Source organism: Neobacillus sp. DZ-9 (assembly GCF_059587065.1).
In genome coordinates, this window is the sequence record NZ_JCAIOL010000010.1 from 40,590 (window position 1) to 65,116 (window position 24,527).

Sequence of the window (24,527 nt, forward strand, 5' to 3'; positions counted from 1 at the left end):
GCATACATCATGTCTAAAAAAACAATTTATTTTCTTTGTACTGGTAATTCATGCCGAAGCCAAATGGCAGAAGGTTGGGCTAAAAACTATTTAGGTGATGAGTGGGATGTGAAAAGTGCTGGTCTTGAGGCACATGGATTAAATCCAAAGGCAGTTAAGGCGATGAAGGAGTCTGGTATTGATATTTCAAATCAAACATCTGATGTAATCGATCCTGAAATTCTAAATAACGCAGATTTAGTGGTTACATTATGCGGTCATGCAGCAGACCATTGCCCTGTAACTCCACCTCACGTAAAACGTGTACATTGGGGATTTGATGACCCTGCTAAAGCTGAAGGAACAGACGAAGAAAAATGGGCATTCTTCCAACGGGTCCGTGACGAAGTCGGAGATCGTATAAAGCGTTTTGCAGAAACTGGAGAGTAAATAGAGGAGAAGGAGAGGAAATTATTAAGATAGGAGGAATTGGACATGAAAATTACAGATGAAGCTCGTAATATGTTTTTACAAATGTTCAAAGAAGAGAATGTTAATAACATTCGTATCTTTTTTGATGGCTTTGGCTGAGGACAGCCACGAATTGGACTGGCTCTGGATGAGCCAGGAGCAGATGATATCATTGTTACTATTAATGGGGTAAAGGTTGCTATTGACCCCATCATAGAACCAAATGTAGAAGACCTTATTCTTGATCGCAGCGGGGATGGAAAAGGGATATCAATGATTGGTGATACTGGAAGATGTTGTTAGTAAAAGCTTACTAAATAAACTACGGCCACAGAAGGGTTTCGTTTTTCCGTGGCCGGGAAAAATAATATTACTGTGCACACGGACACTGGCAGCCCGGGTTCACGGATGGGATTGGTCTTGTGTACACCAATAATTCTTCATCCTCGGCCTGATCATAAGATTTCCAAGCTTCGATCGCTTTCCTCTCGATTTCTTCTTGGCGAAATTTCATCATCTGAAACACTGAATACTCATTAAACATCATAAATTCCTCCTATTAATCAAATTATATTGATATATTAATCAAAAAAAATTGATAAATACGATGAAAAAGTTTGCCTCAGGACGGCTTGAAGAGGCAACAAAGTTCATGGGATAACAAATGATTGAGTTCTTCTTGATTCAGTTCGTAATAACTCCACGTTCCTCGTGTTTCTTTTGTGATAATGTTGGCATCCAATAAAATCTTTAAATGGTAAGAAAGCTTGGATTGGGCCATATCCATCATCGGAGCAAGATCACATACACACACGGCACCTTTTTGCGTTAATATGTTCATAATCTGGAGTCTCTTTTTATCCGCTATTGCTTTAAATTTTAGCTCGTATTTTTCAAATACTTTTTCTAATGAGACGTCCTGTAATGGGATTTCTTCGTTCATATTTTTCACCAACTTCATAAATCAAATAATCTTGATACATTTATATTATAACCAATATTTTCTTGTGTCAATTTATTTAATCAATTTTTTTTGATTTAGTAGTTGCAATTAGAAAAAATTGCTAATATACTTAGGTTGTAAAATCAAAAAAAGTTGATTTATTCATTTTAAATCAATTTTATTTGATTAAGTTAATATTGAATATGAAGGAGCTGGTTAGAATGAAAATGCATGTAGGGATTAATGTCACTAGTTTAAATGAGTCGATTGATTTTTATTCAAAAGTATTTAATGCGGAGCCCGTTAAAGTAAAGCCAGACTATGCTAAATTTTTGCTTGATAATCCTGGCCTTAATTTCACTTTAAACTTAAAAGATGCCGTTTCAGGCAACCAAGTCGGACATTTTGGCTTTCAAGTGGAAAATCATGAAGAAGTTCTCCAGCATAAAGACCGTTTAGAGAAATTAGGGTTCTTTGCTCGTGAAGAGATGGATGTTAATTGCTGCTATGCGACACAAGATAAATTTTGGGTAACGGATCCTGATGGGAATGAATGGGAGTTTTTTTATACAAAGGGTGATGTAGAGACCATGGTTTCTGAAAAGACATGCTGCGCAACAACACCATCATCAAAGGTAGAAATTAAAAATTCCTCCTGTTGTTAATTAACTCAAAAAAGAAATAATAAAAATGGAGGTGATACTTTTTGGATAAACAAAATAAATATCCCATGGCAATGAATGAAATGGGTGCTACACAAAGTAACTCTAACGTAATTATTAATGATGAATACCCTCATGGTATGAGTGTTTTAAAAGACAACGACACATGCCCTAGTTCCGGAAATTTGGTAAGTAAACAGGAAGAAGATTAAATATATATAGGTGGTTCGCCGTGTAAATCTACGAACCACCTCAAAAATATTTATTTTTCTTTATCGTAATCTTCATCCATTATCCCTTTTGTTGACTTTTTAAATTCCTTAAGGGTAGATCCAACCGCACGACCGAGCTCTGGGAGTTTTTTCGGTCCAAAAACAATTAATACAATCACAAAAATTAATATAGCACCACTGATTCCTATATTCCCCATATTGAATTCCCCCTGTTTATTTTACGAAAAAAGCCGTAAAATACATGATTAAGATTCCTGCTGTAAATCCAGTAAAATTCATCCATGACACGTAAGGTTCATTATTCTTTTTGTGATCGTCTATCAACATTTTGGAGATTACGAAAATAACCTGTAAAATGGCACCTGCACCGATTCCTAAAAATACTGCACCCCAAATTGGTGAAAAAATAAAACCTCCGAACCATGTTCCCACTATTGCTGGTGCACCTGCGATAGTGCCTAAAAGAATAAATTGGCTCATCTTTGGCTTAGTTTTCAATAGTGGGGCAGCAATCCCAATCCCCTCCGTAATATTATGAAGAGTAAAACCAATTACCAAAAAGGTTCCCAATGCAACTTCACCGAGTGCAAATGATGACCCAATGGCCAATCCTTCACCAAAATTATGGAGACCAATCCCTGTGGCCATTAATAAGGCTATGCCTAACGGTGTATACCCAGTTCGTTTTTGTCTATGGTGTTGATATTGATCAAATCCAACTAGTAATAAAAAAGATAGAACCGTACATACGATCACGACCATGTTGCCTTGGAAGACTGATGGGGCTTCAGCTCCTATTTCAAAGCCATCAAATAGGGTGCCAAAAAATAAGAATAATAAGAGACCTACTGTGAGAGCAAGAATGGCATTAATCCATCTTTTTTTCAATCGTTTCATAAACGGATACCATAGTAACCCTAAAGTAATAGGAACAATCCCTACATAAAAACCGATAAATCCATAATTCAACACATTATCCCATGAGAATTCAGGTGTTAAGGTAGCCGCATCGATAGCCGCTTCTGTGATGATTCCATTTTCAGATATTAATAATATAGTATGTGGGTCACCTTCAACCCACGGATAATTTATGGTTACCTTTCCATCTTGAAACCGTTTAAGTGTTTGACTTGGTGTTATCGAAAAATTCCATACCGAATCATCCACAATTACTTGGGAGATTGTTAGTGCTTTTGGTCCAGTATTACTTACATCAAGCTCAAATCCAGAAGGCACGATTTTAATTTTTTCAACATTGAGCACTTCAATCGGAGCAGCAGGATCTCGTTCTACACCAGCCCCATTTTTAAATACCCATCCCAAAACAAGGATTAGAAGAACAAGTGGTATGAGACCTGTAATCAGCCATTTTGAATTCATCATTTACACTCCTTCCTATTCAACCTCGAAGAATCCCATCCAGCCAAGCTCAGCAAATTCGCTTACATGAGCGTGAAACATATATTTTCCCTTGTATGGAAAACGAGCTTCGATAATCCCGCGTTCACCCTGGCATTGCATAATGGTATCAGTAAACTGTGAAGGGTTGTCATTCCTGCCTGTTGGTAGATAGGTAAAATAGTTTGCATGTAAATGGAAGGAGTTTAATAAGTCAAATTCGGTTAAATTACTTAAATAGATACGGACAAGCTCATCCTTTTTGACCTTAATTGGATGATTCATAAAGGCAAACGCATATCCATTCACCGTATAAAATTCATTTGCACCATCTAAATCCAAATCAAATGCATTCATGACCATATTTAATTCCAGTGCTGGCTCCCTTGGTGTTTTTGGATCAATGATAAAATTACCGTATAACCCTTTATGAATATGCCGGCGTAAAGGAAGAACATGGCAATGATAAATTTGTAATCCATATGGCTTTGCTTCAAATTCATACGTAAAGGATTGACCTGGAGCGATTGGTTCTATCCCATCCATTTCTGGCGGGTGGATACCATGAAAATGTATAGAGTGCGGATGACTCCCACTGTTCATAAAATGAAATCGTAAGAGGTCTCCTTCGGTACAACGAAAGGTGGGTCCTGGAATCGTCCCATTATAGGTCCAGCCTGGAAACTTTATTCCCTTTGCGATTTCTATTTCCTTATCAACTGCGACAATTTCATATTCACGCACAGTACGACCGTCTAATCGTTTTGTAACTTTTCCATAATCAAATTCAGTTAAGAGACGTTCAGCCATCTTATATCCTTCTGGTTTGGAAGAGTCATACATGTTTGAGTGATTATTGTGACTTGATGTGTAATCTTCTGCATGTACTACATTGGATAAAGGTGCAACTTTGTTTAAATAAAAACTCCCAGCTATTCCTATTGCCCCAGTAGTACCGATTTTTAACATATCTCGCCGAGAAATTTTTTTGTCTGACATGCTTTTTACCTCCTCCTAAAAAGTTTCCTTAATGCAACTTTATTTATCTTAGTCAATACTTTATGATACGGACATTCTATCTGTCAATACGGATTTGAAAAAACATTCAAATAATTGTTTGACCATTTTAACGAAAGTTCATATACTAATAATCAAATAGGCGTTTGATTATGGAGGTGCAATCTTGAAGCACGATGATGTATGTGAAGTAACCTGCGTGGATGGAGATAAAGTAAAAAGAGTAAGAGAATCAATTTCACAACAAGATACTTCGTCTGTTGCACAAATATTTAAAGCGTTGTCCGACGACACTAGGATTAAGATAGCTTATGCTTTAACGGAGGAAGATGAATTGTGTGTATGTGATGTAGCTAACATCGTAGGGAGTACTACTGCAACAGCATCTCATCATTTACGACTTCTTCGAAATTTAGGATTAGCAAAATATCGAAAAGAAGGCAAATTGGTTTTCTATTCTTTAGATGATGACCATGTAAAACAATTGATTCAAATTGCTTTTGAGCATCAAAAGGAGCTGAAACCTCTTGAGTGAGGCATTTGAAAAATCAATAGAAAAAACGGTTTTCCGTGTACAGGGATTCACCTGAGCAGGCTGTGCGAAAAAGTTCGAAAAGAACGTACAACACCTGGATGGTGTTGTTAATGCAAATGTTAACTTCGGAGCTGCTAAACTTACGGTTTATGGTGAAACAACAATTCAGGAAATAGAAAAAGCAGGCGCTTTTGAAAATATAAAAGTCATTCCTGAAAAGCAACGATTTGAAGAGAAAAAAGAGCCTTTCTTGAAAAAACATTCAAATGTTATTGTCTCATTGGTTTTCTTGCTCATTGGCTGGTTTTCTGCACAAATGTATGGGGAAGAAAATATATACTCGATTTTAGCTTATGGTGCTGCCATTTTAGTTGGTGGTTATCGCCTTTTTACAACTGGATTGAAAAACTTATTCCGTTTAGATTTTGATATGAGGACCCTCATGACCATTGCTGTCATCGGAGCGGCTATTATCGGGGAGTGGGGGGAAGGAGCAACGGTTGTCATCCTGTTCGCCATCAGTGAGGTTCTAGAGTCTTACTCGATGGATAAAGCTAGACAATCCATTCGTTCCTTAATGGATATTGCTCCAAAGGAAGCTTTAATTCGTCGGGGTAATCAAGAGTTTAACGTTGAAGTGGATGATATCCGAATCGGCGATATTTTAATCGTAAAACCTGGGCAGAAAATCGCCATGGATGGAACGGTTGTAAAAGGACTATCGTCTGTCAATCAAGCTGCCATTACAGGGGAATCTGTCCCTGTTTCTAAAACAATTGATGATGAAGTATTCGCTGGGACTCTTAACGAAGAAGGGCTTCTTGAAGTTAAAGTTACCAAACATGTAGACGATACAACGATTGCAAAAATCATTCATCTTGTAGAAGAAGCTCAAGCAGAAAGAGCTCCATCTCAAGCATTTGTGGATCGGTTTGCTAAGTATTATACACCTGTCATAATGTTGGTTTCTTTATTAGTTGCCGTAATCCCACCATTATTATTTGATGGGGATTGGAGTAAATGGGTTTATCAGGGGCTAGCTGCATTAGTGGTCGGCTGTCCATGTGCACTGGTCATTTCTACTCCAGTATCGATTGTAACTGCGATTGGTAATGCGGCACGAAATGGGGTTCTGATCAAAGGAGGAATCCATTTAGAGGAAATGGGGGCGATTAAAGCGATCGCCTTTGATAAGACAGGGACCTTAACGGAAGGAATTCCAGTTGTCACGGATTATCTTCCTCAAAGTAATACAAATGCAAATAAACTGCTAACCATTATTGCTGCTTTAGAAAATGGTTCGCAGCATCCACTGGCTTCAGCAATCATGAAAAAGGCTGAACAAGAAAATTTACCTTATCAGGACCTTGCTATTGAAGACTTCTCTTCCATTACAGGTAAAGGGATCAAAGGTAGAGTCAACGATAAAGTCTATTATGTGGGCAGTCCTAATTTGTTCGATGAAATTTTATCTAACGGAGTACCTTCAAATCTTAAAACGACCATTTCTGACCTGCAAAACAAGGGCAAAACTGTTATGGCAGCTGGTTCTGAATCAGAAATTTTAGCTCTGATTGCAGTTGCGGACGAAGTGAGAGAAAACAGCAAATCGGTTATCCAGAAACTTCACTCGTTAGGTATTAATAAAACAATCATGTTAACTGGCGATAATAAAGGGACTGCTGATGCAATTGGCCATCAGGTAGGGGTTTCTGATATTCAGGCAGACCTTTTACCTCAAGATAAACTTACCTTTATTAAAGAATTAAGAAATAAATACGAACGTGTGGCCATGGTGGGAGATGGTGTGAATGATGCTCCGGCTTTAGCAGCATCAACTGTCGGTATTGCCATGGGAGGAGCTGGAACGGATACGGCTCTCGAAACAGCTGATATTGCTTTGATGGCTGATGATTTAGGCAAACTGCCTTTTACGGTTAAGTTAAGTAGAAAAGCCTTATTTATCATCAAACAAAATATCACTTTCTCACTTGGAATCAAACTGTTAGCCTTATTATTAGTGATTCCAGGGTGGCTAACTTTATGGATAGCGATTTTTGCAGACATGGGAGCAACACTGATCGTTACACTTAATGGGTTGCGGCTTCTTCAAGTTAAAGATAAATAACATGAGGCTTCCCATTATGGGGAGCCTTTTAATGGGAAGGGACCCATGTAAAGAGGTTATGTTGAATGGGATGTATAGAAAAATTGTTGTAAAAAGAAAGGAAATTTGAATTGAAAAAAATACTATTCATTTTAATTGGAATGCTGGTCATGATTCCTACGATTGCCAGTGCACATACAGAAATAACTTCTTCCAATCCTGCTTCAGGACAAGTTGTTAAAGAAGACCTTAAAGAAATTGTCATTACATATGAAGGTAAGATTGAATCTTTAAGTACAATGAATTTAGTAAAAGATGGCCAGGAAATACCCCTAGTTAGTGTGACCCCAAAAGAAAATCAACTAATAGGAACCTTATCATCACCCTTAGAAAATGGCGCCTATACGGTTCAATGGAGTATTGCTGGTGAAGACGGGCATCCCTTAAAAGGGGAAATTCCTTTTACTGTCCAGAAGGAAGTAAAACAAGAACAAACGGAAACCCAAACTCCAGTAACGACAAAAAAAGAAGAAACTAAAAAAGATAATACACAACAAGAGCAAACCAGTAAGGAAACAACTGCTTCATCCATTAATTTTAAAACCATCATAACGGTGGTCATTGCCGCCATTTTAGTCATCGGGTTGTTCCTGTTATTTAGAAAGAAGCGCTAATTATGAGTTATTTCATTCCTATTGGAGAATTCGGAAATTATTTATTGTATGCTATTCTTGTCGGACATGTTGCTTTACAATTTGTGCCTGAAGCAAATAAACCTAAAGTAAATATTCCAATCCCTGTTTTACTTCTTTCAACACTTGGAATTATTATTTTCTCTTTAGGACCGATCGTTCAGACGGTTGCTTATTTCCAAGGTGGAGTCGGCCTTGCAATAGCGATAAAATCCGTCTTATTTGACTTTCAAGTTGGCAGAGCTTGGATTTTTATAGGGTTTATGGCCACATTCTTATATCTAGCCATTTTTCTAAAAGGCTCCAAATACGTACAATCCATATTTCTATTATTGATGATAGTAGCTGTTGGATATTCCAGTCATGTAGCCTCTCTTTCATTTTGGCCCGGTTTGCTATCACATAGCACGCATTTTTTAATCATTACATTATGGACAGGCATATTGATTCATGTTGCTTGGTTCTCCAAAGAGGAACCCAATTGGTCTAAATTTTTACGGTGGTTTACTCCCTTTGCCGTTTTCTGCATTGTCATCATTATTATTAGTGGAATCTACCTAATGTTATTTGTTGTTGACCCTAAAGACTATGTAAAGTCTTGGGTGTTGCCATATGGACAAATGCTCCTTTTAAAGCATATTAGTATCATCCCTGTGTTGGTTTTTGCTTTTATAAATGGTGTACTTTCAAGAAAAGCATTAAAACTTCCTTCTTTCAATCCTAAACCCTGGATAATAGCAGAGAGCATTATATTATTAATAGTTTTCTATTTTACAGCAGTGATGGGGACGTTATCGCCACCACATGAAGTGGAATTCACTGTGAAGTCGGAGGGGGCATCTAAATGGGTAGAATGGTTATTGGGGAAGAATATCCTTTCAACATTACAGCTGCATTTAGTACCGTCATTCCAATCGGGATTGCTAATCATTATATCTATCCTATTTTTGTTATTGATTATCATTAGTTTTAAAAGGTATAAGCCTATATTGGGAGTATTATTTGGTGTGGGTTTTATTGTTGCTTTGTATTTTGGTTTGATCATGTCCCTGTCCATTTGAACAGGTTATATTTACGTTGAAAAGAACGAATAAAGGAAGTGTCAGCATGAACCGATTCAAGATCGTAATACCTACTATGATCCTTGTAGCTGTTTTGGCGATATGGATGCTGGGAAAGTATCATTCAGCCGTACCGCTTCAATTGCGTATACTTATAGCTGTCGGAGGGGCACTCCTATCAGGCGTGTCTACCTTTTTCATGTCTAAGCATGATGTTGAACGTGTGGATGCAAAAATGAATAAATAAATGCTGTAAAATCCAAATTTATGAATTAAAAAAGCGTAGCACTTTAGCTACCCGTTTCTCATATAAAAACGAGACAAAAACCGCATATTTGCAACTTAAATAGGTTTGGCTTTAAAATAGGTACAGAATTGCTTAATAACCATTCGGATTTATCAGGAGAAAAATTATTCTACCTGTTTCCCTTATCTAAAATAATTTGAGAAATGCAAATTTTATTATTAACATTTTGATGGCTCTAACATATAATAAAACTCCAAAAATGTATGAGCGATTTTTTTTACCCAAAAAGTTTCCTTAATGCAAAATATTTAACGTGTACCAATAATGGAGGGGAGAATCATGAGTGAAGATGTGAAAAAAATGCCAATAGCGACTGAGGAAGGTTGGAAAAACAGAAGAACGCAGCCTACTTTACCAGAAGTTTATAGAAGTCTTCCTATTCCAAAGACGGGATCCTGGTTTAAAAAATTCCTTGCTTTTGCAGGGCCAGGATATTTAGTTGCAGTTGGCTATATGGACCCAGGTAACTGGGCCACGGACATTGCGGGTGGATCGTTATTTGGGTACACGTTGCTATCGGTTATCTTGCTGTCAAATTTGATGGCAATTCTCCTTCAAGCATTGGCGGGGAAGTTGGGTATTGTTACGGGAAGGGATTTAGCTCAAGCGTGCCGGGATCACTACAACAAACCAGTTGCTATGGGCTTGTGGATATTATGTGAGTTGGCAATAGCAGCTTGTGACTTAGCAGAAGTGATTGGGTCGGCCATTGCACTAAATCTATTGTTTGGAATACCGTTGATTTATGGTGTAGTCATTACTGCCCTGGATGTACTAGTGGTTCTACTTCTACAAAACAAGGGCTTCCGTTATATTGAATCATTGGTGATTGTATTAATTATTACTATAGGTGCTTGTTTTGCAATCGATATTTTTCTTTCAAAGCCTGATGTAGGTGGAATTTTAAAAGGGTTTGTCCCAAGCACAGAGATTATCAGTGACCCAACTATGCTTTATATTGCGATTGGTATTTTAGGGGCAACTGTTATGCCGCACAACTTGTACCTTCATTCGTCCATTGTGCAAACAAGAAAGTATTCTCAAACTAGTTCGGGGAAACGCCAAGCCATAAAATATGCAACGTGGGATTCAACTATTGCCCTGTTCTTCGCTTTATTTATCAACGCGGCTATCTTAATTGTTTCCTCCGCCACGTTTCACCAGGCGGGCATGACAGATGTTGCAGAAATTAATGACGCTTATCGATTACTGACTCCTATTTTAGGAACTACAATAGGAAGCATCTTATTTGGGGTAGCGTTACTTGCCTCTGGCCAAAACTCAACGTTAACAGGTACATTGGCTGGCCAAATCGTCATGGAAGGCTTTTTAAATATTCGATTACCTGCCTGGCTTAGAAGGCTGATAACACGTCTAATTGCTATTGTCCCTGCTGTTGTTGTTACAGCACTGTATGGTGAAAGTGGAACAGCTCAACTTCTGATTTTGAGTCAAGTAATATTGTCTCTACAACTTTCGTTTGCTGTAGTACCTTTAATTAAATTTACCAGCGATAAAAAGAAGATGGGTGAGTTTGTCAATCCGCTATGGCTTAAAGTTTTGGCATGGATTGTTGCAACAGTCATCATCATCTTAAATGTATATTTATTATTCCGAACATTTTTCGGGTAATGAAGTGCTAAATAAATATTAGAAAGGTATAGGTTAATACTATACCTTTTTGTATTTAATTATGGAATTTGGAAGAGGAATACTTAATGGACCCCTAAAACATAGCCGCCAGTTCATTTTTGAAAATTGTAAGTTTTAGTTTATGATAAAAAATAATATATAATTAGTATGATATATTAAATTATTTTGTTATAGGAAGGAGTAAGAAATGTTAGCAATTATACTAGCTGGGGTTGCTCCAGGTTTAGCATTATTAATTTATTTTTATTTAAAAGATAAGTATGAACCTGAACCATTATCGTTGGTAATTCGCACATTTATTTTTGGTGCTATTCTAATCTTTCCAATATCATTTGTTGAATATATATTTGAATCAGAAAATCTTATCAGAACTGATATTGTTCATTTCTTATTTTCTTCTGGCATGTTGGAGGAAATTTCTAAATGGTTGGTGTTATTTTTTATTGCGTATCGGAATGCCGAATTTGATGAGCCTTTTGATGGAATCGTTTATGGCGCGTCCGTTGCTTTAGGGTTCGCAACTGCTGAAAATATTGTATATTTGATAACAAACGGGCTTGATGTTGCTTTTAACAGAGCATTGTTTCCTGTATCTAGCCATGCATTGTTTGGGGTCATTATGGGTTTTTATATGAGTAAATTAAAATTTACCAAAGGAAAGAAGTTATATTCGACCGTCTTATCATTAATCGTTCCTTCAGCGTTACATGGTGCTTTTAATTATTTAATGTTAAAAGAAGATTCATGGGTATTTACAATGATTCCATTTATGATTTTTTTATGGTTGATAGGAATGGAAAAAGTTCGAAGGGCAGCCTTTTTAAGTAAAAATCATTTTAAAGCATAAAAAGGTTAATATAAGTGAGGTGTACACTTATTAAACGTTTATTATCTTGTAAAACTCTGTTCATAAGATATTCATATTTTATGTGTAATATAATTTTTGCAAACTAGGACAATTTGCAAGCCTTTCAAACCAAACCCCTTATTTTAAAGATTCGGCACTGAGCCGAATCTTTTTTATTATTTGTTTGCATGAAACCTCTTTATTAAGCCAAAAAACTTTAGAATCGTCTAAGCATAAAGTTGTTCGCATATGATGGTTAAAAGGGGGGACTTGAATGATTGAAGAAATAAAGTTAAGCTCTTTTGTCACTTTGCTTATTTTCAGTGGCATGTTTTTTGGGGGAAGTTCAATCCAAGTCATGTCCCTTTTATTAAAAAGAAACTCCTTGTATTTACAGATCTTTTGCGGAGGATTGCTGCTCGGTTTATTTGGATTGGAATTACTTCCAGATGTTTTTAGGAGTTTTCAGATCATTGGAATTTTCACAGGAATTTCAATTGGTATCTTTATTATGTTTATGATAGAGATTCTCTTACATAAGAATACCTTTCAAACAAGGCACACAGATACCATTTTTCTTTTATTAGTTGCTTTGCTGATTCATAGTATTCCAACAGGAATATCTTTTGGCATGAGCTTACAACCAGGTCAAATGATCAACTATGGTTTATTGATTGCCTTTTTTCTTCATAATATCCCAGAAGGTATGGTGATTATGGCATCAATGCCACTTATAAAAAAGAAAAATAAATGGTTTGTAACCTTTTGTTTTACGCTCTCCATGGTAATCGGCGTCAACATATTTATGGGAATGAATATGAGAGTAGACTCCATAAAGTGGACCACCATCATGATGGGAATGACAATTGGAACGATTGGTTATGTCACTTTTTATGAACTTCTTTGGAAAAAATCAAAATACCTTCCGAAAGCAAAAGTCGCTTTAGCGGTGGTTTTGGGAATAGCGAGTATCCATTTTTTCTTGCAACTTCTTCCTACTCATCAATAAGACTATAAGATGGTTCAAAACGAACGGTTCTGAAAACAGCAAAATATTGTATAAATTTGGTGCTATTTTCATAAATTTATCTAAATGTAACTCTTTTTGCATGATCCGTTTGTAGAGGGGGAGTAAGCATGAAGTACACACGATATGTGGTTACTGGTATTATCGTGGTCGTTGTCTTGGGTCTTATTGCTGCTTCGATTGCTACGGTTGCTGCTGGGAATAGAGGAGTTCTGTTGCAAATGGGTGAGGTTAAGCCAACGATTTTAACAGAAGGGCTTCACTTTAAGGTTCCGTTTCTTCAATCTGTTCAGGAGGTCGAGGTCCGGGTTCAAAAGGAGGAAAGCTCGCAGTCGGCTGCTTCTAAGGATCTGCAAATGGTGACGACAAAGGTCGCAGTTAACTTTTCAGTGGATCCGGAGGCCGTTAATAAGCTGTATCAAGAGATTGGGCTCGATTATCGCTCCCGCATTGTCGACCCTGCCATTGCCGAATCTCTTAAGGCGATCACGGCACAATATACAGCAGAAGAGTTGATTTCGAAACGGCCGGAGGTTTCGGCGCAGGTGAAGGATATGCTGGCCAAAAAGTTAACCAAGTATTATATGAAACTTGAAGATATCAACATTAAAGAATTTGCTTTTAGCGAGGAATTCAATAAAGCGATTGAACAAAAACAAACCGCTGAACAAAATGCATTAAAGGCCCAAAGAGATTTAGAAAGAATCAAAATCGAAGCCCAGCAGCAAATCACACAGGCTGGTGCGGAGGCGGAATCGTTAAAGCTGAAGAAGCAGGAAGTCACACCTGAGTTAATCGAATTGAAACAAATCGAGGTGCAGGAGAAAGCATTGGAAAAATGGGATGGGCATTTGCCAAGCGTAACCGGAGGGGCTACTCCGTTTATAGATTTGGGCGGGGCCGGCGCGAAAAAGTAGTTGTATGGAGAAGTGTTCTTTGCACTTCTCTTTTTTGGGTTTTGGGATTGACTGGCAATTGTGCGCAGTTAATAGGACATTTTTTTAAAAAATGATAGAATAGGTTTTATCTTAATTGTTTAGGGGTAATTAACTTGCAAATGAGAACGGAAAAGACGGTATCTGTTAATCAGAGGATCAAAGCCTTATTACCATGGGTATTGGTGTTCCTTTGGATGTTTCTTATATTTAATATGTCCGCTAAACCTGCTACTGAATCTAACTCTCTTAGTATGGGAGTGACCGAGAAAGTGATCGAAACGGTGAACAAAGTGAAGTCGGGAGCAGATTTGAACATGGAAACGGTCAATCACGTGGTGAGAAAAAATGCGCATTTCTTTGCTTACTTGGTGCTCGCTGTTTTGACGGTGCATGCTCTTAGAAGAGGCGGAAAATTAAGCGGATTGATGATGCTCCTAGCTCAAGGGATATGCGTCCTCTACGCCTCGTCCGATGAAATACACCAAATCTTTGTTCCTGGCAGGGGGCCGCAGGTAAAAGATGTTTTCATCGATAGTTCGGGAGCTCTTTTGGGCATCGCAATCTATTATGTTATTAATCAGTTTCGCGGTCGGAAGGCTAACAATAAATAGCTGAAAGAAACCAAGGGGGAACCTTGGTTTTTTTGTTTTAGACGTTTTTTTTAGAAGTGCCATCAATAATAGACAAACCCACGCAAAAAATAGACAAACCTTCCCGAACGGGAAAAGTTTATAATTTCAACCCCGTCCTGCTTTTAAATCTGCGTAATAAAATATGGCTTTCTACTCGAGTGATGCCTTCTAAGCTATATAATTCCTCATTAATAAAGTTCTCGAGCCGTACAAAGTCTTCCACCAGAACGTGCATATGTAAAGTACTTGGCCCCGTCATCTGGTAGCAGCTTGCCACCACGGGATTATTGGCTAAGGTTTCCGCCACTCTGACCAGGGAGGCCGGCTCGCAATCCACCTCGAAGAAAGCAGAAACGCCTTTTCCCACTTTGTCCGAATTAATGACGACCGTAAATTTTTCAATCACGCCATTTTCAATTAATTGATAAACCCGTTCACGGATGGAGACCCGGGATAAGTTCAATTCTTTGCCTATATCAACGTATGACATTCTGCCATTTTCACTTAGCAACTGAAGTATTTTTCGATCGACTTCATCAATTATCATCAGCCCACCACATTTCCCTTGTTTACTTAAAATTATAAAACAAAAGTATTTATTTGTAAAAATACATATTTCGTTTGTAAGGCAAATAAGATAAAATTGTTTACAAAAGGAAATTAAATACTCCATTTAACATACGATATGAATGAAAGGAGAAACATCATGCATTTTGATTACTTAAATTATCCCTACCCATCCCAACGAATGACCACCATTGCAAGGAATGGGATGGTCGCCACTTCGCAGCCATTAGCCGCCCAAGCTGGGCTTGATATTTTAAAAAAGGGCGGAAATGCCATTGATGCGGCGATTGCCACGGCTGCCTGCTTAACGGTGGTGGAACCGACCTCCAATGGGATTGGCGGCGATGCGTTTGCGTTAGTCTGGACAAATGGCGAGCTTTACGGCTTGAACTCCAGCGGCCCGGCGCCAAAAAGCATTTCGATTGAAGCCGTAAAGGAAATGGGACATGAAAAAATGCCAACGTTTGGCCTTGTGCCTGTAACGGTTCCGGGTGCACCGGCTGCATGGGCAGAACTATCCAGACGATTTGGGAAGCTGCCATTAACAGAGGTCCTCCAGCCCGCCATCGAATATGCCGAAAAAGGTTACCCGCTTTCCCCCGTGTTAGGGCAGTATTGGAACGCAGCTTTTAATAGATTAAAAGATTTATATACAGGTGATGAGTATAAGGGCTGGTTCGAAACCTTTGCTCCAGAAGGCAAGGCCCCGCAAATCGGGGAGATTTGGAAATCGGAAAGCCACGCGAAAACACTGCGCGAAATTGCGGAAACGAAAGCAGAAAGCTTTTACCGCGGCGATTTAGCCGACAAAATTGACCAATTTTCCAAGCAGCACGGCGGCTTCTTGTCCATAGAAGATTTAGCGACTTACAAGCCTCAGTGGGTACAGCCGATTAAAGTGAATTACAGGGGCTATGATGTCTGGGAGATTCCGCCAAACGGCCAAGGAATTGTTGCCCTCATGGCGCTAAACATCCTAAAAGGCTATGAATTTGTTGAAAAAGAATCCGTCGAGACCTATCATAAACAAATTGAAGCTATGAAATTAGCCTTTGCCGATGCCCAAAAATATGTGACAGACCCGGTAAAAATGTCAGTAACGTCCGAGCAATTATTATCGGAAGAATTTGCTGCAGCGAGAAGAAGCCTGATTGGGGATTCAGCGCTGACCCCTGAACCAGGAACTCCTCCAAAAGGCGGTACCGTTTATTTAGCGACGGCTGATGGCGAAGGGAATATGGTTTCGTTTATCCAAAGCAACTATATGGGCTTTGGATCAGGAATCGTGGTACCGGGAACAGGCATTGCGCTGCAAAATCGCGGCGCAGATTTCTCGTTGGATCCTTCGCATGAAAACCGCCTTGAGCCGGGTAAGCGGACGTACCATACGATTATTCCAGGCTTTTTAACAAAGGATAATGAAGCGGTTGGACCATTCGGTGTCATGGGTGGATATATGCAGCCGCAGGGTCATGCTCAAGTCATCATGAACACAATCGACTTCCATTTAAATCCGCAGGCGGCCTTGGATTCGCCAAGATGGCAATGGATGGAGGGCAAGAAAATTCTTGTTGAACATACCTTCCCTGCCCATATTGCACAGGCGCTGGCAAGAAAAGGGCATGACATCGAGATTGCTTTAGATGGCGGTCCATTCGGAAGAGGACAGATCATTTGGCGCGACCCAAGTACAGGTGTGCTTTCAGGTGGAACAGAATCGAGAACGGACGGTACGATTGCAGCTTGGTAAATTGAAAAAAGGTGATGAATAATAATGAAACAGCTTGATATCAGTATTGCATTTTTTCGATCTGGAATCTTAGGCTACGGGGGAGGACCCTCATCGATCCCGCTCGTTCATAAAGAGGTAGTCGAGCGGTTTAAGTGGATGAATGATGATGAATTTGCAGACGTATTAGCCTTAGGAAATACTCTCCCAGGTCCGATTAACACGAAAATGGCGGGCTATATCGGTTACCGGGTTGGAGGGTACTTGGGAATGGTCAATGCCATTCTGTCCTCCATTCTCCCTACGATTTTACTCATGATCATTTTGCTGACCTCGTTGTCCTCTGTGAAGGACCTGCCATGGGTAACAGGGATGACGAGAGCCGTTGTTCCGGTTGTAGGTGTGATGATGGCCACGTTAACCTGGGATTTTTTCAAGAAATCGTATCAAACACTTGGAAAAATAAAAGCCGGTTTAGTTGTCATTGGCAGTTTGCTAGTATTACAGGTTTTGGGGATCCATCCAGGGATCTTAATTGCAGCGATCTTAATTTTTGCCCTTGTTAAGCGGGATAAGGCCCCTAAGACTGCGGAAAAAAATGTGGAAAGGGGGGTGGGATGATGTTATATTGGCATATTTTCCTTGCCTTTTTCATACCCGGAATAGTGGGTTATGGCGGAGGTCCTTCTTCGATTCCGCTTGTCGAAAATGAAGTTGTCGGCCATTACGGCTGGATGACCGTTCAAGAGTTTAGTGAGGTGTTGGCACTCGGAAATGCACTGCCAGGTCCAATTGCGACGAAAATGGCCGGTTATATCGGCTATGAAGTCGGAGGAGTCGTCGGTTCGGTGGTCGGGGTGTTTGCGACCGTTGCTCCTTCACTGATCTTAATGATTGTTCTGTTAGGTATTTTATATAAGTATAAGGATTCGCCGAGGGTGAAGCGGATGACGACCTATATCCGCCCGACGATTGCAGTTTTGTTGGGTGTGATGACGTTTAATTTTTTCTTCACCTCCTACCATAATTCTGGTGTGCTCCAAACGGTCTTCTTAATTGCAGCAAGCTTTTTGCTTTTGGAAAAATTTAAGGTGCACCCGGCCTATGTAATTGTGGGCTCGTTAGCTTATGGGGCGATCTTTTTATAAAAGGATGTAGAAGGAGGGTAACTATGTTAGTATGTCGGTCCAATTTGATTTACGCGTTTAGTCAGGAAAACAAACCGGTTTTACAGGTGGATTCCGGCACACAGGTTGTCATCGAAACCTGTGATTGTTTTGAGAACCAGATTGTTTCAGAGGATATTTCTTATCATGCGATGGATTGGGATAAGGTCAATCCGGCGACCGGCCCTATTTATGTGAATGGCGCTGAGGCTGGAGATATTCTTGCTGTTACGATTGATGAGATAGAGCTTGCGGACCAAGGTGTGATGGCGGTTAGTCCTGGTATGGGGGTACTTGGTGACCGTTTTGAAGAGTTTGAAGCGAAGCTCATCCCGATTCGTGATGGCAAGGCGATTTTTAATGATTTAATTGAAATCCCATTAAACCCGATGATTGGGGTAATCGGTGTGGCGCCGAAGGATGGAGCAGTTTCCTGTGGGACACCGGGGTCTCATGGCGGCAATATGGATAATAAAATGATTACCACGGGTGCGACCCTTTATTTTCCGGTTCATGCAGATGGTGCACTGTTTGCATTGGGTGATTTACATGCCGCCATGGGGGACGGGGAAATTGGCGTGACGGGAATTGAAATTGCCGCGAAGGTAACCGCCACATTAAAGGTCATTAAAGGATTTAGTATTGAAAATCCGATCTTGGAATCGAAAGAATTTATTAGTACGATTGCTTCTGAGGAGACGCTGGACCTGGCGGTTAAGCGTTCAGTGGAAGACATGGTTGCTTTTTTAGAGGATCGGATTGATCTTTCTTTCAATCAAATCAATATGTTGTGCAGTGCCATTGGCCAGACGCAAATCTGCCAGGTGGTGGACCCGCTGGTAACAGCAAGGTTTCTTTTTCCGAAGTGGGTTTTGGGAAAGTATGGGTCTGGGATTTTTTAAACCGAGGGGGTATTCCTTCGGTTTTTTTTGATTTTTCTTTTTCCAGTTACTGTTAAAATGTCCGAATCATCTAAATAAATGTCCAAAGAACCGCATAAAATGTCCAATGTGTATGTAAAATTGTCCAAAGAGCCGCAAAAATTGTCCAAAGCACCCCAAAAAATGTCCAATCACTTCTCGGAGTCACGCAGCCCCTCCATCCAAACTTTATTTTGAAATAAAATTCCACAAAAAATATAATAATACCAAAATGACATTACAAAGGGGAAATAAAAAATGAAGTATCCACTATTGGCAGCGGACTTAGATGGGACATTATTAAACGATCAAAAGGAGATTGCTATAGAAACCATCGAAGCGATTCAGGAGTATCGCCAAAGAGGCGGCAGGGTCGTGATTTGCAGCGGCCGCTCGCCGCTTTCAACCAAATGGATTGCCAGTACCATCGGCCTTAAGGGTGAGCCGATCATTGCGTATAATGGGGCGATCCGCATCGATGAAAACGGAGAAATCAGCGCGCAATCCGTTTTTTCGATAGAATCTCTTATCAACTTTTGGGAACTTTGTGAGGACGATGGCATTTATGCTCATTTTTACGAAGGGGATACTCTTCTTGTCCCGCAATTGAATAAATGGAATGAAAGATGGATTGAAAATAACATTCCAACTCTTGAAAAATCGGGTGGCAGCCGACAAAACTGCGACCAATTCCGGCAGCAGTGCCAAGTGAAAGTGATTGATAATATCTACCAATACATGAAGGAACAAACACCAAGCATTACAAAAATTGCCGTCTTTGATGATCAAAGCAAGCTCCATGATTTTTCCAAACGAATCGTCGACATGGAAATCAGCAGCAGTTTCGATTTTCTTAATTTAGAAATTACCCCGAGCGGAGTGACAAAGGCATCTGCCTTGGTTAAGCTCACCGAAAAACTCGGGATTCCCATCTCGCAAACCGCGGCGATCGGTGACAATTATAACGATTCGCTCATGCTCAAAACAGCCGGCCTTGGAATTGCCATGGGAAATGCGCCGGAAAAAGTAAAACAATTGGCGGATCAGGTAACCGGGGGAAATAATGAAGCAGGGGTTGCCCAGGCGATCCGACGCTATTTATTAGAATAAGATTTTAAAATAACATTTCAATATTTTTATAAAAATATTGAAATTTCGTTTCAGAGGGAATATAATAAGGGTACAGGTAATCGCTTACATCTTAGACAAACTAACAGGAGGAGACGCAGCAATGAACGAAAATCTCGAATTATTAACGACAGAATCGCGAAATGAACAATCGATGCAGATCGATACAGCTAATCCTTTTGAGATATTACGAATTATGAATGAGCAGGATCAATTGGTCGCTTTAGCGGTCAAGGAAGTGTTGCCAGAAGTGGAGGCAGCGGTTCAATTTGTAGTGGCTTCCTTTAAAAAAGGCGGCCGCCTCATCTATATGGGCGCAGGCACGAGCGGCCGTTTAGGCGTATTGGATGCCGTCGAATGTCCGCCGACCTTCAGCACGGATCCTGAAATGGTGCAAGGTCTAATCGCAGGTGGAGAAGGCGCGTTTTTAAAAGCAGTAGAAGGGGCTGAGGATCAGCCGGAGCTCGGCGAGCGTGACCTGAAAGAGTTGGGGCTGACAAAGAACGATACCGTCATCGGCATCGCAGCCAGCGGCCGGACGCCTTACGTGATTGGAGCGCTACGCTATGCACGAAGCCTTGGCGCGAAAACCGTCGCACTTTCCTGCAATAAAAATGCGGTGATTAGCAAAGAAGCCGATCAAGCCATTGAAGTCATTGTCGGTCCGGAGGTATTAACCGGCTCGACGCGTCTGAAATCGGGGACAGCCCACAAAATGATTTTGAATATGATTTCCACTTCCTCGATGATTCTTTTAGGAAAAGCTTATGAAAATTTGATGGTGGATGTTCATGTGAGCAACGAGAAGCTGAAGGAACGCGCAATTGGCATCATCCGCAAAATTACCGGAGTTTCTTATGAAACGGCTTCGGAAACATTGGAACAAGCCGATCTGCAGGTGAAAACGGCGATTGTCATGATTAAGACGAATACAACGAAACAAGAAGCAGAACAATTATTAAGAGAAGCAAACGGTTATGTGAAAAAAGCAATCCAAATGTAAAAGGTGGTCCTTGGTGTGGCAGCAGGTGGTTTAAAAATGATTCAAAACATGATGGAGCAGCTTCCGGCTTCAGAGCGAAAAATTGCTGAGTTTATTCTTGAAAATCCGCAAACGATTTTAAACAGTACCGTCCAGGACATTGGCGTGCAGGCCCATACAAGCGGTGCAGCCGTGATCAGGCTTTGCAAGTCGCTTGGCCTAAATGGATTTCAGGATTTAAAGGTACGAATCGCCGGGGATTTAGTGAAACCGGTCGAACAAGGCTATCGTGATATCGAGCCGGGGGAATCGTTTTTCTCGATTGTTCAGAAGACGACCTCAAACAGCATCCAAAGCATTCGCGATTCCGAAGAGATGATCAATTATGATGAATTGGAACGTGCTGTTCACACCTTGTCGGCTGCGCAAAATGTTCATTTTTTTGGCATTGGCGCCTCCAACATTATCGCTGGTGACGCCCAGCAAAAGCTCCTTCGGGTTCATAAAAATGCTACCGCTTTCACGGATACACATCTGGTCGCTACCTTGATTGCAAATGCCAGTCAGGAGGATGTCGTGTTTGGGATCTCCCATTCAGGCGAAACCTCTGAAGTGTTTAAAATTATGTCACTGGCGAAAGAGCGCGGAGTGAAAACGATTAGTTTAACGAAATACGGACAATCATCGGTCTCATCCCTGGCGGATATTAAGCTGTTTACCTCTTATTCGGGCGAGGCGCCATTTCGAAGTGCCGCCACGTCATCACGGCTTGCCCAGTTATACATCATGGATATTTTGTTTTTATCGATGGCAACGGTTCAATATGAAGACACGATTCATTCGATTGATAAAACAAGAGAAGCAATCCGATTTATTAAGGAAGGTAAATAATCCTTTCGGGGGGTGATGTGACGTCCATTCGGTCGACTTTTTTTAAAAAAATAAAACATCAGAGAGAGGGGAAAGAACATGGCTGGAGAGAATAAGATTTTAGCAGAAAAGATTCTGGAACAATTAGGCGGCCCAGCGAATATCGGCAATTATACACATTGTATGACAAGACTTCGTGTTACACCGAAGAATGATTCGATTATCGATAAAGCGGCCATTAAGAAAATTGAAGGGGTCATTGGGGTAGTCGAAGAGGAAACTCTGCAAATTATCCTTGGCCCTGGAAAAGTAAATCAAGTGACTGAGGAGTTTGGCAGATTAATAGAGGCAGCCGGCGGAATTGATTTGAAAGAAAAGGCCGCGAGCAAGAAGGCGGAAATTAATCAAAAAAATGCCACACCATTTAAGCTGTTTTTACGAAAAATCTCGAGTATTTTCATTCCGTTAATCCCTGCCCTTGTGGCATCCGGATTGATCACAGGGATCACCAAAGCGATTGTTCAGGCGGGGTGGCTGGCAGGAGATTCACAGCTGGCAACGATTTTGTCTGTCATTGGCGGCGGATTGTTTGGTTACCTGGGTATTTTAGTGGGGATCAATGCAGCGAAAGAATTCGGCGGATCACCAGCACTTGGAGCGATCGCCGGTATCTTGATCATTAATCCGGCTGTTGCAGGAATCAAATTGTTTGATACGGCGCTTCTTCCTGGTCGCGGGGGCTTAATCGGTGTTCTATTTGCCGCTATTTTCATTGCCCTTGTTGAAAAACGAGTTCGCAAGTTGGTTCCACAATCTCTTGATCTATTTATTACACCAACGGTTGCTTTATTGATTACTGGTATTGTAACTTATCTTGTTTTTATGCCGCTTGGTGGTTTTATTTCAGATGCGATTACAAAAGGATTAACGTCTTTACTTGATATGGGTGGTGTCGTTGCAGGCTTCGTCCTTGGAGCAACCTTCCTGCCACTCGTTGTAACGGGCTTGCATCAAGGGTTAACCCCAATCCATCTTGAATTGATCAATTCATTAGGCAATGACCCGCTTCTTCCAATCCTGGCAATGGGCGGTGCTGGCCAAGTTGGTGCGGCATTTGCGATTTACTTTAAAACGAAGAAAACTCGCTTAAAAAGAGCGATTGGCGGGGGGCTTCCTGCCGGTATTCTTGGTATCGGGGAGCCGTTAATCTTCGGTGTGACGCTGCCATTAGGACGTCCATTCTTAACAGCGTGTTTAGGGGCCGGTGTCGGCGGTGCGTTCCAGGCAGCCTTCCATGTGGCTACGATTGCAGTAGGGGTATCTGGTTTACCGCTTGCCTTCCTAGTTGTAACTGGTCAGGTGCTGCTATATTTAGCAGGGGTCGTCATTGCTTACGCAGCTGGTTTTCTATTCACTTATTTATTCGGCTTCAAAGATGAGATGGCTGGTGAATTTGATTGATCGGCATTTCCTTCTATTTAAATGATCCTTTGGCGGAAGAGCGGATTATTTTTGCAGGAAAAATGGGTGTGAAGCGGGCGTTTACCTCGCTTCATATCCCTGAAGAGTCCGGAGATTTAGCCGGCCGTGCTACAATGCTGCTGCAAACCGCAAAGGAAGCTGGAATCGAGGTTTATGCGGATGTGTCGGCGCGGACGCCTGCGCATTTGGGATTGGAGACCTTATCTTCGTTAAAATCATTAGGTGTAGGTGGTTTACGGCTGGATGATTTTTTTGATAATGAAACGATTTTGGAGTTAGCGAAGGATTTCAAGCTTGCGCTTAATGCCAGCATTATGTTTGAGGATGAATTGCGCGCCTTGCTGGAAGGCGGGCTCGAGGTGGGGCAGCTGCTGGCCTGGCATAATTTTTATCCAAGGCGCGAAACAGGATTAGCGGAATCATTTTTTCAAGCGCAAAATGAACTTTTTGGACGGTATGGCATTCCGGTTAGTGCGTATATTCCTGGGGACGGCGAGAAACGCGGTCCGCTGTTTGAAGGGCTCCCGACTTTGGAGGCACATCGCGGTCTCGATCCGTTTGTGGCGGCGCTGGAGTTGTTCCGGGAAGGTGCCTGTGATGTTTATATCGGCGATCCCGAGGTCAGCGAGGAGCTACTTGGGAGGTTATTGGATTTTGACCTTTATGGTCGGATTTCGATTCAAGTCGAAGGGTTCCAAGAAGGTGAGTTCCGACTCCGTCCTGATTTTTCCAGCGATGTGTTAAGGTTCATGGATACGAGGAGTTCGGAGGCAGTAGCACCTGAGAATACGGGGGCGCGGCCAAGAGGAACGATTACAATGGACAACGACCGTTATGGCCGGTATCGCGGCGAGGTGCAAATCACGATTCATGATTTGCCGGCGGATGAGCGGGTGAATGTGGTTGGAAAAGTTGTTGAGGGCGATTTGCCGCTGCTTTCCTTACTGAAGCCGGGTCAAATGGTGAAATTAATTGAGGTCTGAACCAAGGGATATATTCCTTTGGTTTTTTTGTGTTCTCGGTCATTAATTAGGAAGGGCTCCTAATTCCAGGACGGAGGTGAATGAAGCATGGAAGGTAATTAGGAAGGACTCCTAATGCCTGAGTGGAGGAGAATTTGGCATGGATGGTAATTAGGAAGGGCTCCTAATGCCTAAGTGGAGGAGAATTTAAGCATGGAA

At 40.8% G+C, this 24,527-nt stretch carries 28 protein-coding genes; 22 read left to right on the forward strand and 6 right to left on the reverse strand.

The annotated features are described in order from the left end of the window. Nucleotides 1-9 precede the first annotated feature (9 nt). Nucleotides 10-429 (forward strand): arsenate reductase (thioredoxin), encoded by a 420-nt coding sequence (gene arsC / locus AC59HZ_RS23865; RefSeq protein ID WP_496548256.1) that lies wholly within the window; start codon nucleotides 10-12, stop codon nucleotides 427-429. 391 nt (nucleotides 430-820) lie between these two features. Here arsC and AC59HZ_RS23870 read toward each other — a convergent pair whose 3' ends face one another. Together AC59HZ_RS23870 and AC59HZ_RS23875 are read right to left on the reverse strand one after the other, a co-directional pair. Continuing rightward, a complete protein-coding gene (locus AC59HZ_RS23870) occupies nucleotides 821-967 on the reverse strand; it encodes a hypothetical protein (RefSeq protein ID WP_496548257.1) in 147 nt (48 codons plus the stop codon). Between the two features lie 105 nt (nucleotides 968-1,072). Then, nucleotides 1,073-1,393, reverse strand: a complete 321-nt coding sequence (locus AC59HZ_RS23875) for an ArsR/SmtB family transcription factor (RefSeq protein WP_496548258.1) — start codon at nucleotides 1,391-1,393, stop codon at nucleotides 1,073-1,075. Nucleotides 1,394-1,614: 221 nt separating this feature from the next. Between AC59HZ_RS23875 and AC59HZ_RS23880 the strand changes: the two genes are divergently transcribed. Both AC59HZ_RS23880 and AC59HZ_RS23885 read left to right on the forward strand, forming a co-directional pair. Beyond that, entirely contained in the window at nucleotides 1,615-2,058 is a 444-nt protein-coding gene (locus AC59HZ_RS23880) for an ArsI/CadI family heavy metal resistance metalloenzyme (RefSeq protein WP_496548259.1), read from the forward strand. 41 nt (nucleotides 2,059-2,099) lie between these two features. Next, entirely contained in the window at nucleotides 2,100-2,267 is a 168-nt protein-coding gene (locus AC59HZ_RS23885; RefSeq protein WP_496548260.1) for a hypothetical protein, read from the forward strand. Nucleotides 2,268-2,317: 50 nt separating this feature from the next. Here AC59HZ_RS23885 and AC59HZ_RS23890 read toward each other — a convergent pair whose 3' ends face one another. From AC59HZ_RS23890 to AC59HZ_RS23900, 3 genes are read right to left on the reverse strand one after another with little or no spacing between them, the layout of a single operon-like run. After that, nucleotides 2,318-2,485 (reverse strand): twin-arginine translocase TatA/TatE family subunit, encoded by a 168-nt coding sequence (locus AC59HZ_RS23890; protein ID WP_223593965.1) that lies wholly within the window; start codon nucleotides 2,483-2,485, stop codon nucleotides 2,318-2,320. A gap of 16 nt (nucleotides 2,486-2,501) precedes the next feature. Then, complete coding sequence (locus AC59HZ_RS23895) at nucleotides 2,502-3,668, reverse strand: ZIP family metal transporter (protein ID WP_496548433.1); 1,167 nt, start codon at nucleotides 3,666-3,668, stop codon at nucleotides 2,502-2,504. Nucleotides 3,669-3,683: 15 nt separating this feature from the next. Continuing rightward, complete coding sequence (locus tag AC59HZ_RS23900; RefSeq protein ID WP_496548261.1) at nucleotides 3,684-4,685, reverse strand: multicopper oxidase domain-containing protein; 1,002 nt, start codon at nucleotides 4,683-4,685, stop codon at nucleotides 3,684-3,686. A 184-nt stretch (nucleotides 4,686-4,869) separates the two neighbouring features. On the opposite strand from AC59HZ_RS23900, the gene AC59HZ_RS23905 reads away from it, so the two are divergent. The 10 genes from AC59HZ_RS23905 to AC59HZ_RS23950 all read left to right on the forward strand — a co-directional run bounded on the left by AC59HZ_RS23905 (nucleotide 4,870) and on the right by AC59HZ_RS23950 (nucleotide 14,481). Beyond that, the gene (locus tag AC59HZ_RS23905; protein ID WP_496548262.1) at nucleotides 4,870-5,238 is read left to right on the forward strand and encodes an ArsR/SmtB family transcription factor; all 369 of its coding nucleotides are present in this window, start codon (nucleotides 4,870-4,872) and stop codon (nucleotides 5,236-5,238) included. After that, a complete protein-coding gene (locus AC59HZ_RS23910) occupies nucleotides 5,231-7,366 on the forward strand; it encodes a heavy metal translocating P-type ATPase (protein WP_496548263.1) in 2,136 nt (711 codons plus the stop codon). Before AC59HZ_RS23905 ends, AC59HZ_RS23910 begins: the two co-directional genes overlap by 8 nt. Nucleotides 7,367-7,476: 110 nt before the next feature. Continuing rightward, the gene (locus tag AC59HZ_RS23915) at nucleotides 7,477-8,019 is read left to right on the forward strand and encodes a copper resistance CopC family protein (RefSeq protein ID WP_496548264.1); all 543 of its coding nucleotides are present in this window, start codon (nucleotides 7,477-7,479) and stop codon (nucleotides 8,017-8,019) included. 2 nt (nucleotides 8,020-8,021) lie between these two features. Then, on the forward strand, nucleotides 8,022-9,098 hold the full coding sequence (locus tag AC59HZ_RS23920; protein WP_496548265.1) for a CopD family protein: 1,077 nt from the start codon (nucleotides 8,022-8,024) through the stop codon (nucleotides 9,096-9,098). Between the two features lie 46 nt (nucleotides 9,099-9,144). Further along, nucleotides 9,145-9,345: a hypothetical protein gene (locus tag AC59HZ_RS23925; protein ID WP_496548266.1), complete on the forward strand. Its 201-nt coding sequence runs from the start codon at nucleotides 9,145-9,147 to the stop codon at nucleotides 9,343-9,345. Nucleotides 9,346-9,684: 339 nt separating this feature from the next. Then, entirely contained in the window at nucleotides 9,685-11,037 is a 1,353-nt protein-coding gene (locus AC59HZ_RS23930) for an Nramp family divalent metal transporter (protein ID WP_496548267.1), read from the forward strand. Between the two features lie 208 nt (nucleotides 11,038-11,245). Next, nucleotides 11,246-11,905: a glutamic-type intramembrane protease PrsW gene (prsW, locus tag AC59HZ_RS23935; RefSeq protein WP_496548268.1), complete on the forward strand. Its 660-nt coding sequence runs from the start codon at nucleotides 11,246-11,248 to the stop codon at nucleotides 11,903-11,905. Nucleotides 11,906-12,179: 274 nt separating this feature from the next. Continuing rightward, nucleotides 12,180-12,914: a ZIP family metal transporter gene (locus AC59HZ_RS23940; RefSeq protein ID WP_496548269.1), complete on the forward strand. Its 735-nt coding sequence runs from the start codon at nucleotides 12,180-12,182 to the stop codon at nucleotides 12,912-12,914. 128 nt (nucleotides 12,915-13,042) lie between these two features. Further along, nucleotides 13,043-13,849 (forward strand): prohibitin family protein, encoded by an 807-nt coding sequence (locus AC59HZ_RS23945; protein WP_496548270.1) that lies wholly within the window; start codon nucleotides 13,043-13,045, stop codon nucleotides 13,847-13,849. 140 nt (nucleotides 13,850-13,989) lie between these two features. Next, the gene (locus AC59HZ_RS23950; protein WP_496548434.1) at nucleotides 13,990-14,481 is read left to right on the forward strand and encodes a VanZ family protein; all 492 of its coding nucleotides are present in this window, start codon (nucleotides 13,990-13,992) and stop codon (nucleotides 14,479-14,481) included. A gap of 118 nt (nucleotides 14,482-14,599) precedes the next feature. Here AC59HZ_RS23950 and AC59HZ_RS23955 read toward each other — a convergent pair whose 3' ends face one another. Beyond that, nucleotides 14,600-15,049 carry an Lrp/AsnC family transcriptional regulator gene (locus tag AC59HZ_RS23955; RefSeq protein WP_430066897.1) on the reverse strand — a complete coding sequence of 150 codons (450 nt, stop codon included), beginning with the start codon at nucleotides 15,047-15,049 and terminating at the stop codon, nucleotides 14,600-14,602. 159 nt (nucleotides 15,050-15,208) lie between these two features. On the opposite strand from AC59HZ_RS23955, the gene ggt reads away from it, so the two are divergent. The 9 genes from ggt (at nucleotide 15,209) to AC59HZ_RS24000 (ending at nucleotide 24,329) form a co-directional block, all read left to right on the forward strand. Then, entirely contained in the window at nucleotides 15,209-16,819 is a 1,611-nt protein-coding gene (gene ggt / locus AC59HZ_RS23960; RefSeq protein WP_496548271.1) for a gamma-glutamyltransferase, read from the forward strand. A 24-nt stretch (nucleotides 16,820-16,843) separates the two neighbouring features. After that, on the forward strand, nucleotides 16,844-17,419 hold the full coding sequence (locus AC59HZ_RS23965) for a chromate transporter (RefSeq protein ID WP_496548272.1): 576 nt from the start codon (nucleotides 16,844-16,846) through the stop codon (nucleotides 17,417-17,419). After that, the gene (locus AC59HZ_RS23970) at nucleotides 17,419-17,946 is read left to right on the forward strand and encodes a chromate transporter (protein WP_496548435.1); all 528 of its coding nucleotides are present in this window, start codon (nucleotides 17,419-17,421) and stop codon (nucleotides 17,944-17,946) included. Before AC59HZ_RS23965 ends, AC59HZ_RS23970 begins: the two co-directional genes overlap by 1 nt. Nucleotides 17,947-17,969: 23 nt before the next feature. Further along, nucleotides 17,970-18,866: an acetamidase/formamidase family protein gene (locus AC59HZ_RS23975; protein WP_496548273.1), complete on the forward strand. Its 897-nt coding sequence runs from the start codon at nucleotides 17,970-17,972 to the stop codon at nucleotides 18,864-18,866. A 276-nt stretch (nucleotides 18,867-19,142) separates the two neighbouring features. Continuing rightward, nucleotides 19,143-19,994 (forward strand): Cof-type HAD-IIB family hydrolase, encoded by an 852-nt coding sequence (locus tag AC59HZ_RS23980; RefSeq protein WP_496548274.1) that lies wholly within the window; start codon nucleotides 19,143-19,145, stop codon nucleotides 19,992-19,994. A 121-nt stretch (nucleotides 19,995-20,115) separates the two neighbouring features. Beyond that, nucleotides 20,116-21,015, forward strand: a complete 900-nt coding sequence (murQ, locus tag AC59HZ_RS23985) for an N-acetylmuramic acid 6-phosphate etherase (RefSeq protein WP_496548436.1) — start codon at nucleotides 20,116-20,118, stop codon at nucleotides 21,013-21,015. A 15-nt stretch (nucleotides 21,016-21,030) separates the two neighbouring features. Then, complete coding sequence (locus AC59HZ_RS23990) at nucleotides 21,031-21,885, forward strand: MurR/RpiR family transcriptional regulator (protein WP_496548275.1); 855 nt, start codon at nucleotides 21,031-21,033, stop codon at nucleotides 21,883-21,885. A 78-nt stretch (nucleotides 21,886-21,963) separates the two neighbouring features. After that, nucleotides 21,964-23,325 carry a PTS transporter subunit EIIC gene (locus AC59HZ_RS23995; RefSeq protein ID WP_496548276.1) on the forward strand — a complete coding sequence of 454 codons (1,362 nt, stop codon included), beginning with the start codon at nucleotides 21,964-21,966 and terminating at the stop codon, nucleotides 23,323-23,325. Continuing rightward, on the forward strand, nucleotides 23,322-24,329 hold the full coding sequence (locus AC59HZ_RS24000) for a MupG family TIM beta-alpha barrel fold protein (RefSeq protein WP_496548277.1): 1,008 nt from the start codon (nucleotides 23,322-23,324) through the stop codon (nucleotides 24,327-24,329). Before AC59HZ_RS23995 ends, AC59HZ_RS24000 begins: the two co-directional genes overlap by 4 nt. The last annotated feature ends 198 nt before the right edge of the window (nucleotides 24,330-24,527 follow it).

Bases quoted from the DNA above. Each gene is read 5' to 3' on its own strand.
- arsC (WP_496548256.1), top strand. From the start codon at position 10: ATGTCTAAAAAAACAATTTATTTTCTTTGTACTGGTAATTCATGCCGA.
- AC59HZ_RS23870 (WP_496548257.1), bottom strand. From the start codon at position 967: ATGATGAAATTTCGCCAAGAAGAAATCGAGAGGAAAGCGATCGAAGCT.
- AC59HZ_RS23875 (WP_496548258.1), bottom strand. From the start codon at position 1,393: ATGAACGAAGAAATCCCATTACAGGACGTCTCATTAGAAAAAGTATTT.
- AC59HZ_RS23880 (WP_496548259.1), top strand. From the start codon at position 1,615: ATGAAAATGCATGTAGGGATTAATGTCACTAGTTTAAATGAGTCGATT.
- AC59HZ_RS23890 (WP_223593965.1), bottom strand. From the start codon at position 2,485: ATGGGGAATATAGGAATCAGTGGTGCTATATTAATTTTTGTGATTGTA.
- AC59HZ_RS23895 (WP_496548433.1), bottom strand. From the start codon at position 3,668: ATGAATTCAAAATGGCTGATTACAGGTCTCATACCACTTGTTCTTCTA.
- AC59HZ_RS23900 (WP_496548261.1), bottom strand. From the start codon at position 4,685: ATGTCAGACAAAAAAATTTCTCGGCGAGATATGTTAAAAATCGGTACT.
- AC59HZ_RS23920 (WP_496548265.1), top strand. From the start codon at position 8,022: ATGAGTTATTTCATTCCTATTGGAGAATTCGGAAATTATTTATTGTAT.
- AC59HZ_RS23925 (WP_496548266.1), top strand. From the start codon at position 9,145: ATGAACCGATTCAAGATCGTAATACCTACTATGATCCTTGTAGCTGTT.
- AC59HZ_RS23930 (WP_496548267.1), top strand. From the start codon at position 9,685: ATGAGTGAAGATGTGAAAAAAATGCCAATAGCGACTGAGGAAGGTTGG.
- prsW (WP_496548268.1), top strand. From the start codon at position 11,246: ATGTTAGCAATTATACTAGCTGGGGTTGCTCCAGGTTTAGCATTATTA.
- AC59HZ_RS23940 (WP_496548269.1), top strand. From the start codon at position 12,180: ATGATTGAAGAAATAAAGTTAAGCTCTTTTGTCACTTTGCTTATTTTC.
- AC59HZ_RS23945 (WP_496548270.1), top strand. From the start codon at position 13,043: ATGAAGTACACACGATATGTGGTTACTGGTATTATCGTGGTCGTTGTC.
- AC59HZ_RS23950 (WP_496548434.1), top strand. From the start codon at position 13,990: ATGAGAACGGAAAAGACGGTATCTGTTAATCAGAGGATCAAAGCCTTA.
- AC59HZ_RS23955 (WP_430066897.1), bottom strand. From the start codon at position 15,049: ATGATAATTGATGAAGTCGATCGAAAAATACTTCAGTTGCTAAGTGAA.
- ggt (WP_496548271.1), top strand. From the start codon at position 15,209: ATGCATTTTGATTACTTAAATTATCCCTACCCATCCCAACGAATGACC.
- AC59HZ_RS23965 (WP_496548272.1), top strand. From the start codon at position 16,844: ATGAAACAGCTTGATATCAGTATTGCATTTTTTCGATCTGGAATCTTA.
- AC59HZ_RS23970 (WP_496548435.1), top strand. From the start codon at position 17,419: ATGTTATATTGGCATATTTTCCTTGCCTTTTTCATACCCGGAATAGTG.
- AC59HZ_RS23975 (WP_496548273.1), top strand. From the start codon at position 17,970: ATGTTAGTATGTCGGTCCAATTTGATTTACGCGTTTAGTCAGGAAAAC.
- AC59HZ_RS23980 (WP_496548274.1), top strand. From the start codon at position 19,143: ATGAAGTATCCACTATTGGCAGCGGACTTAGATGGGACATTATTAAAC.
- murQ (WP_496548436.1), top strand. From the start codon at position 20,116: ATGAACGAAAATCTCGAATTATTAACGACAGAATCGCGAAATGAACAA.
- AC59HZ_RS23995 (WP_496548276.1), top strand. From the start codon at position 21,964: ATGGCTGGAGAGAATAAGATTTTAGCAGAAAAGATTCTGGAACAATTA.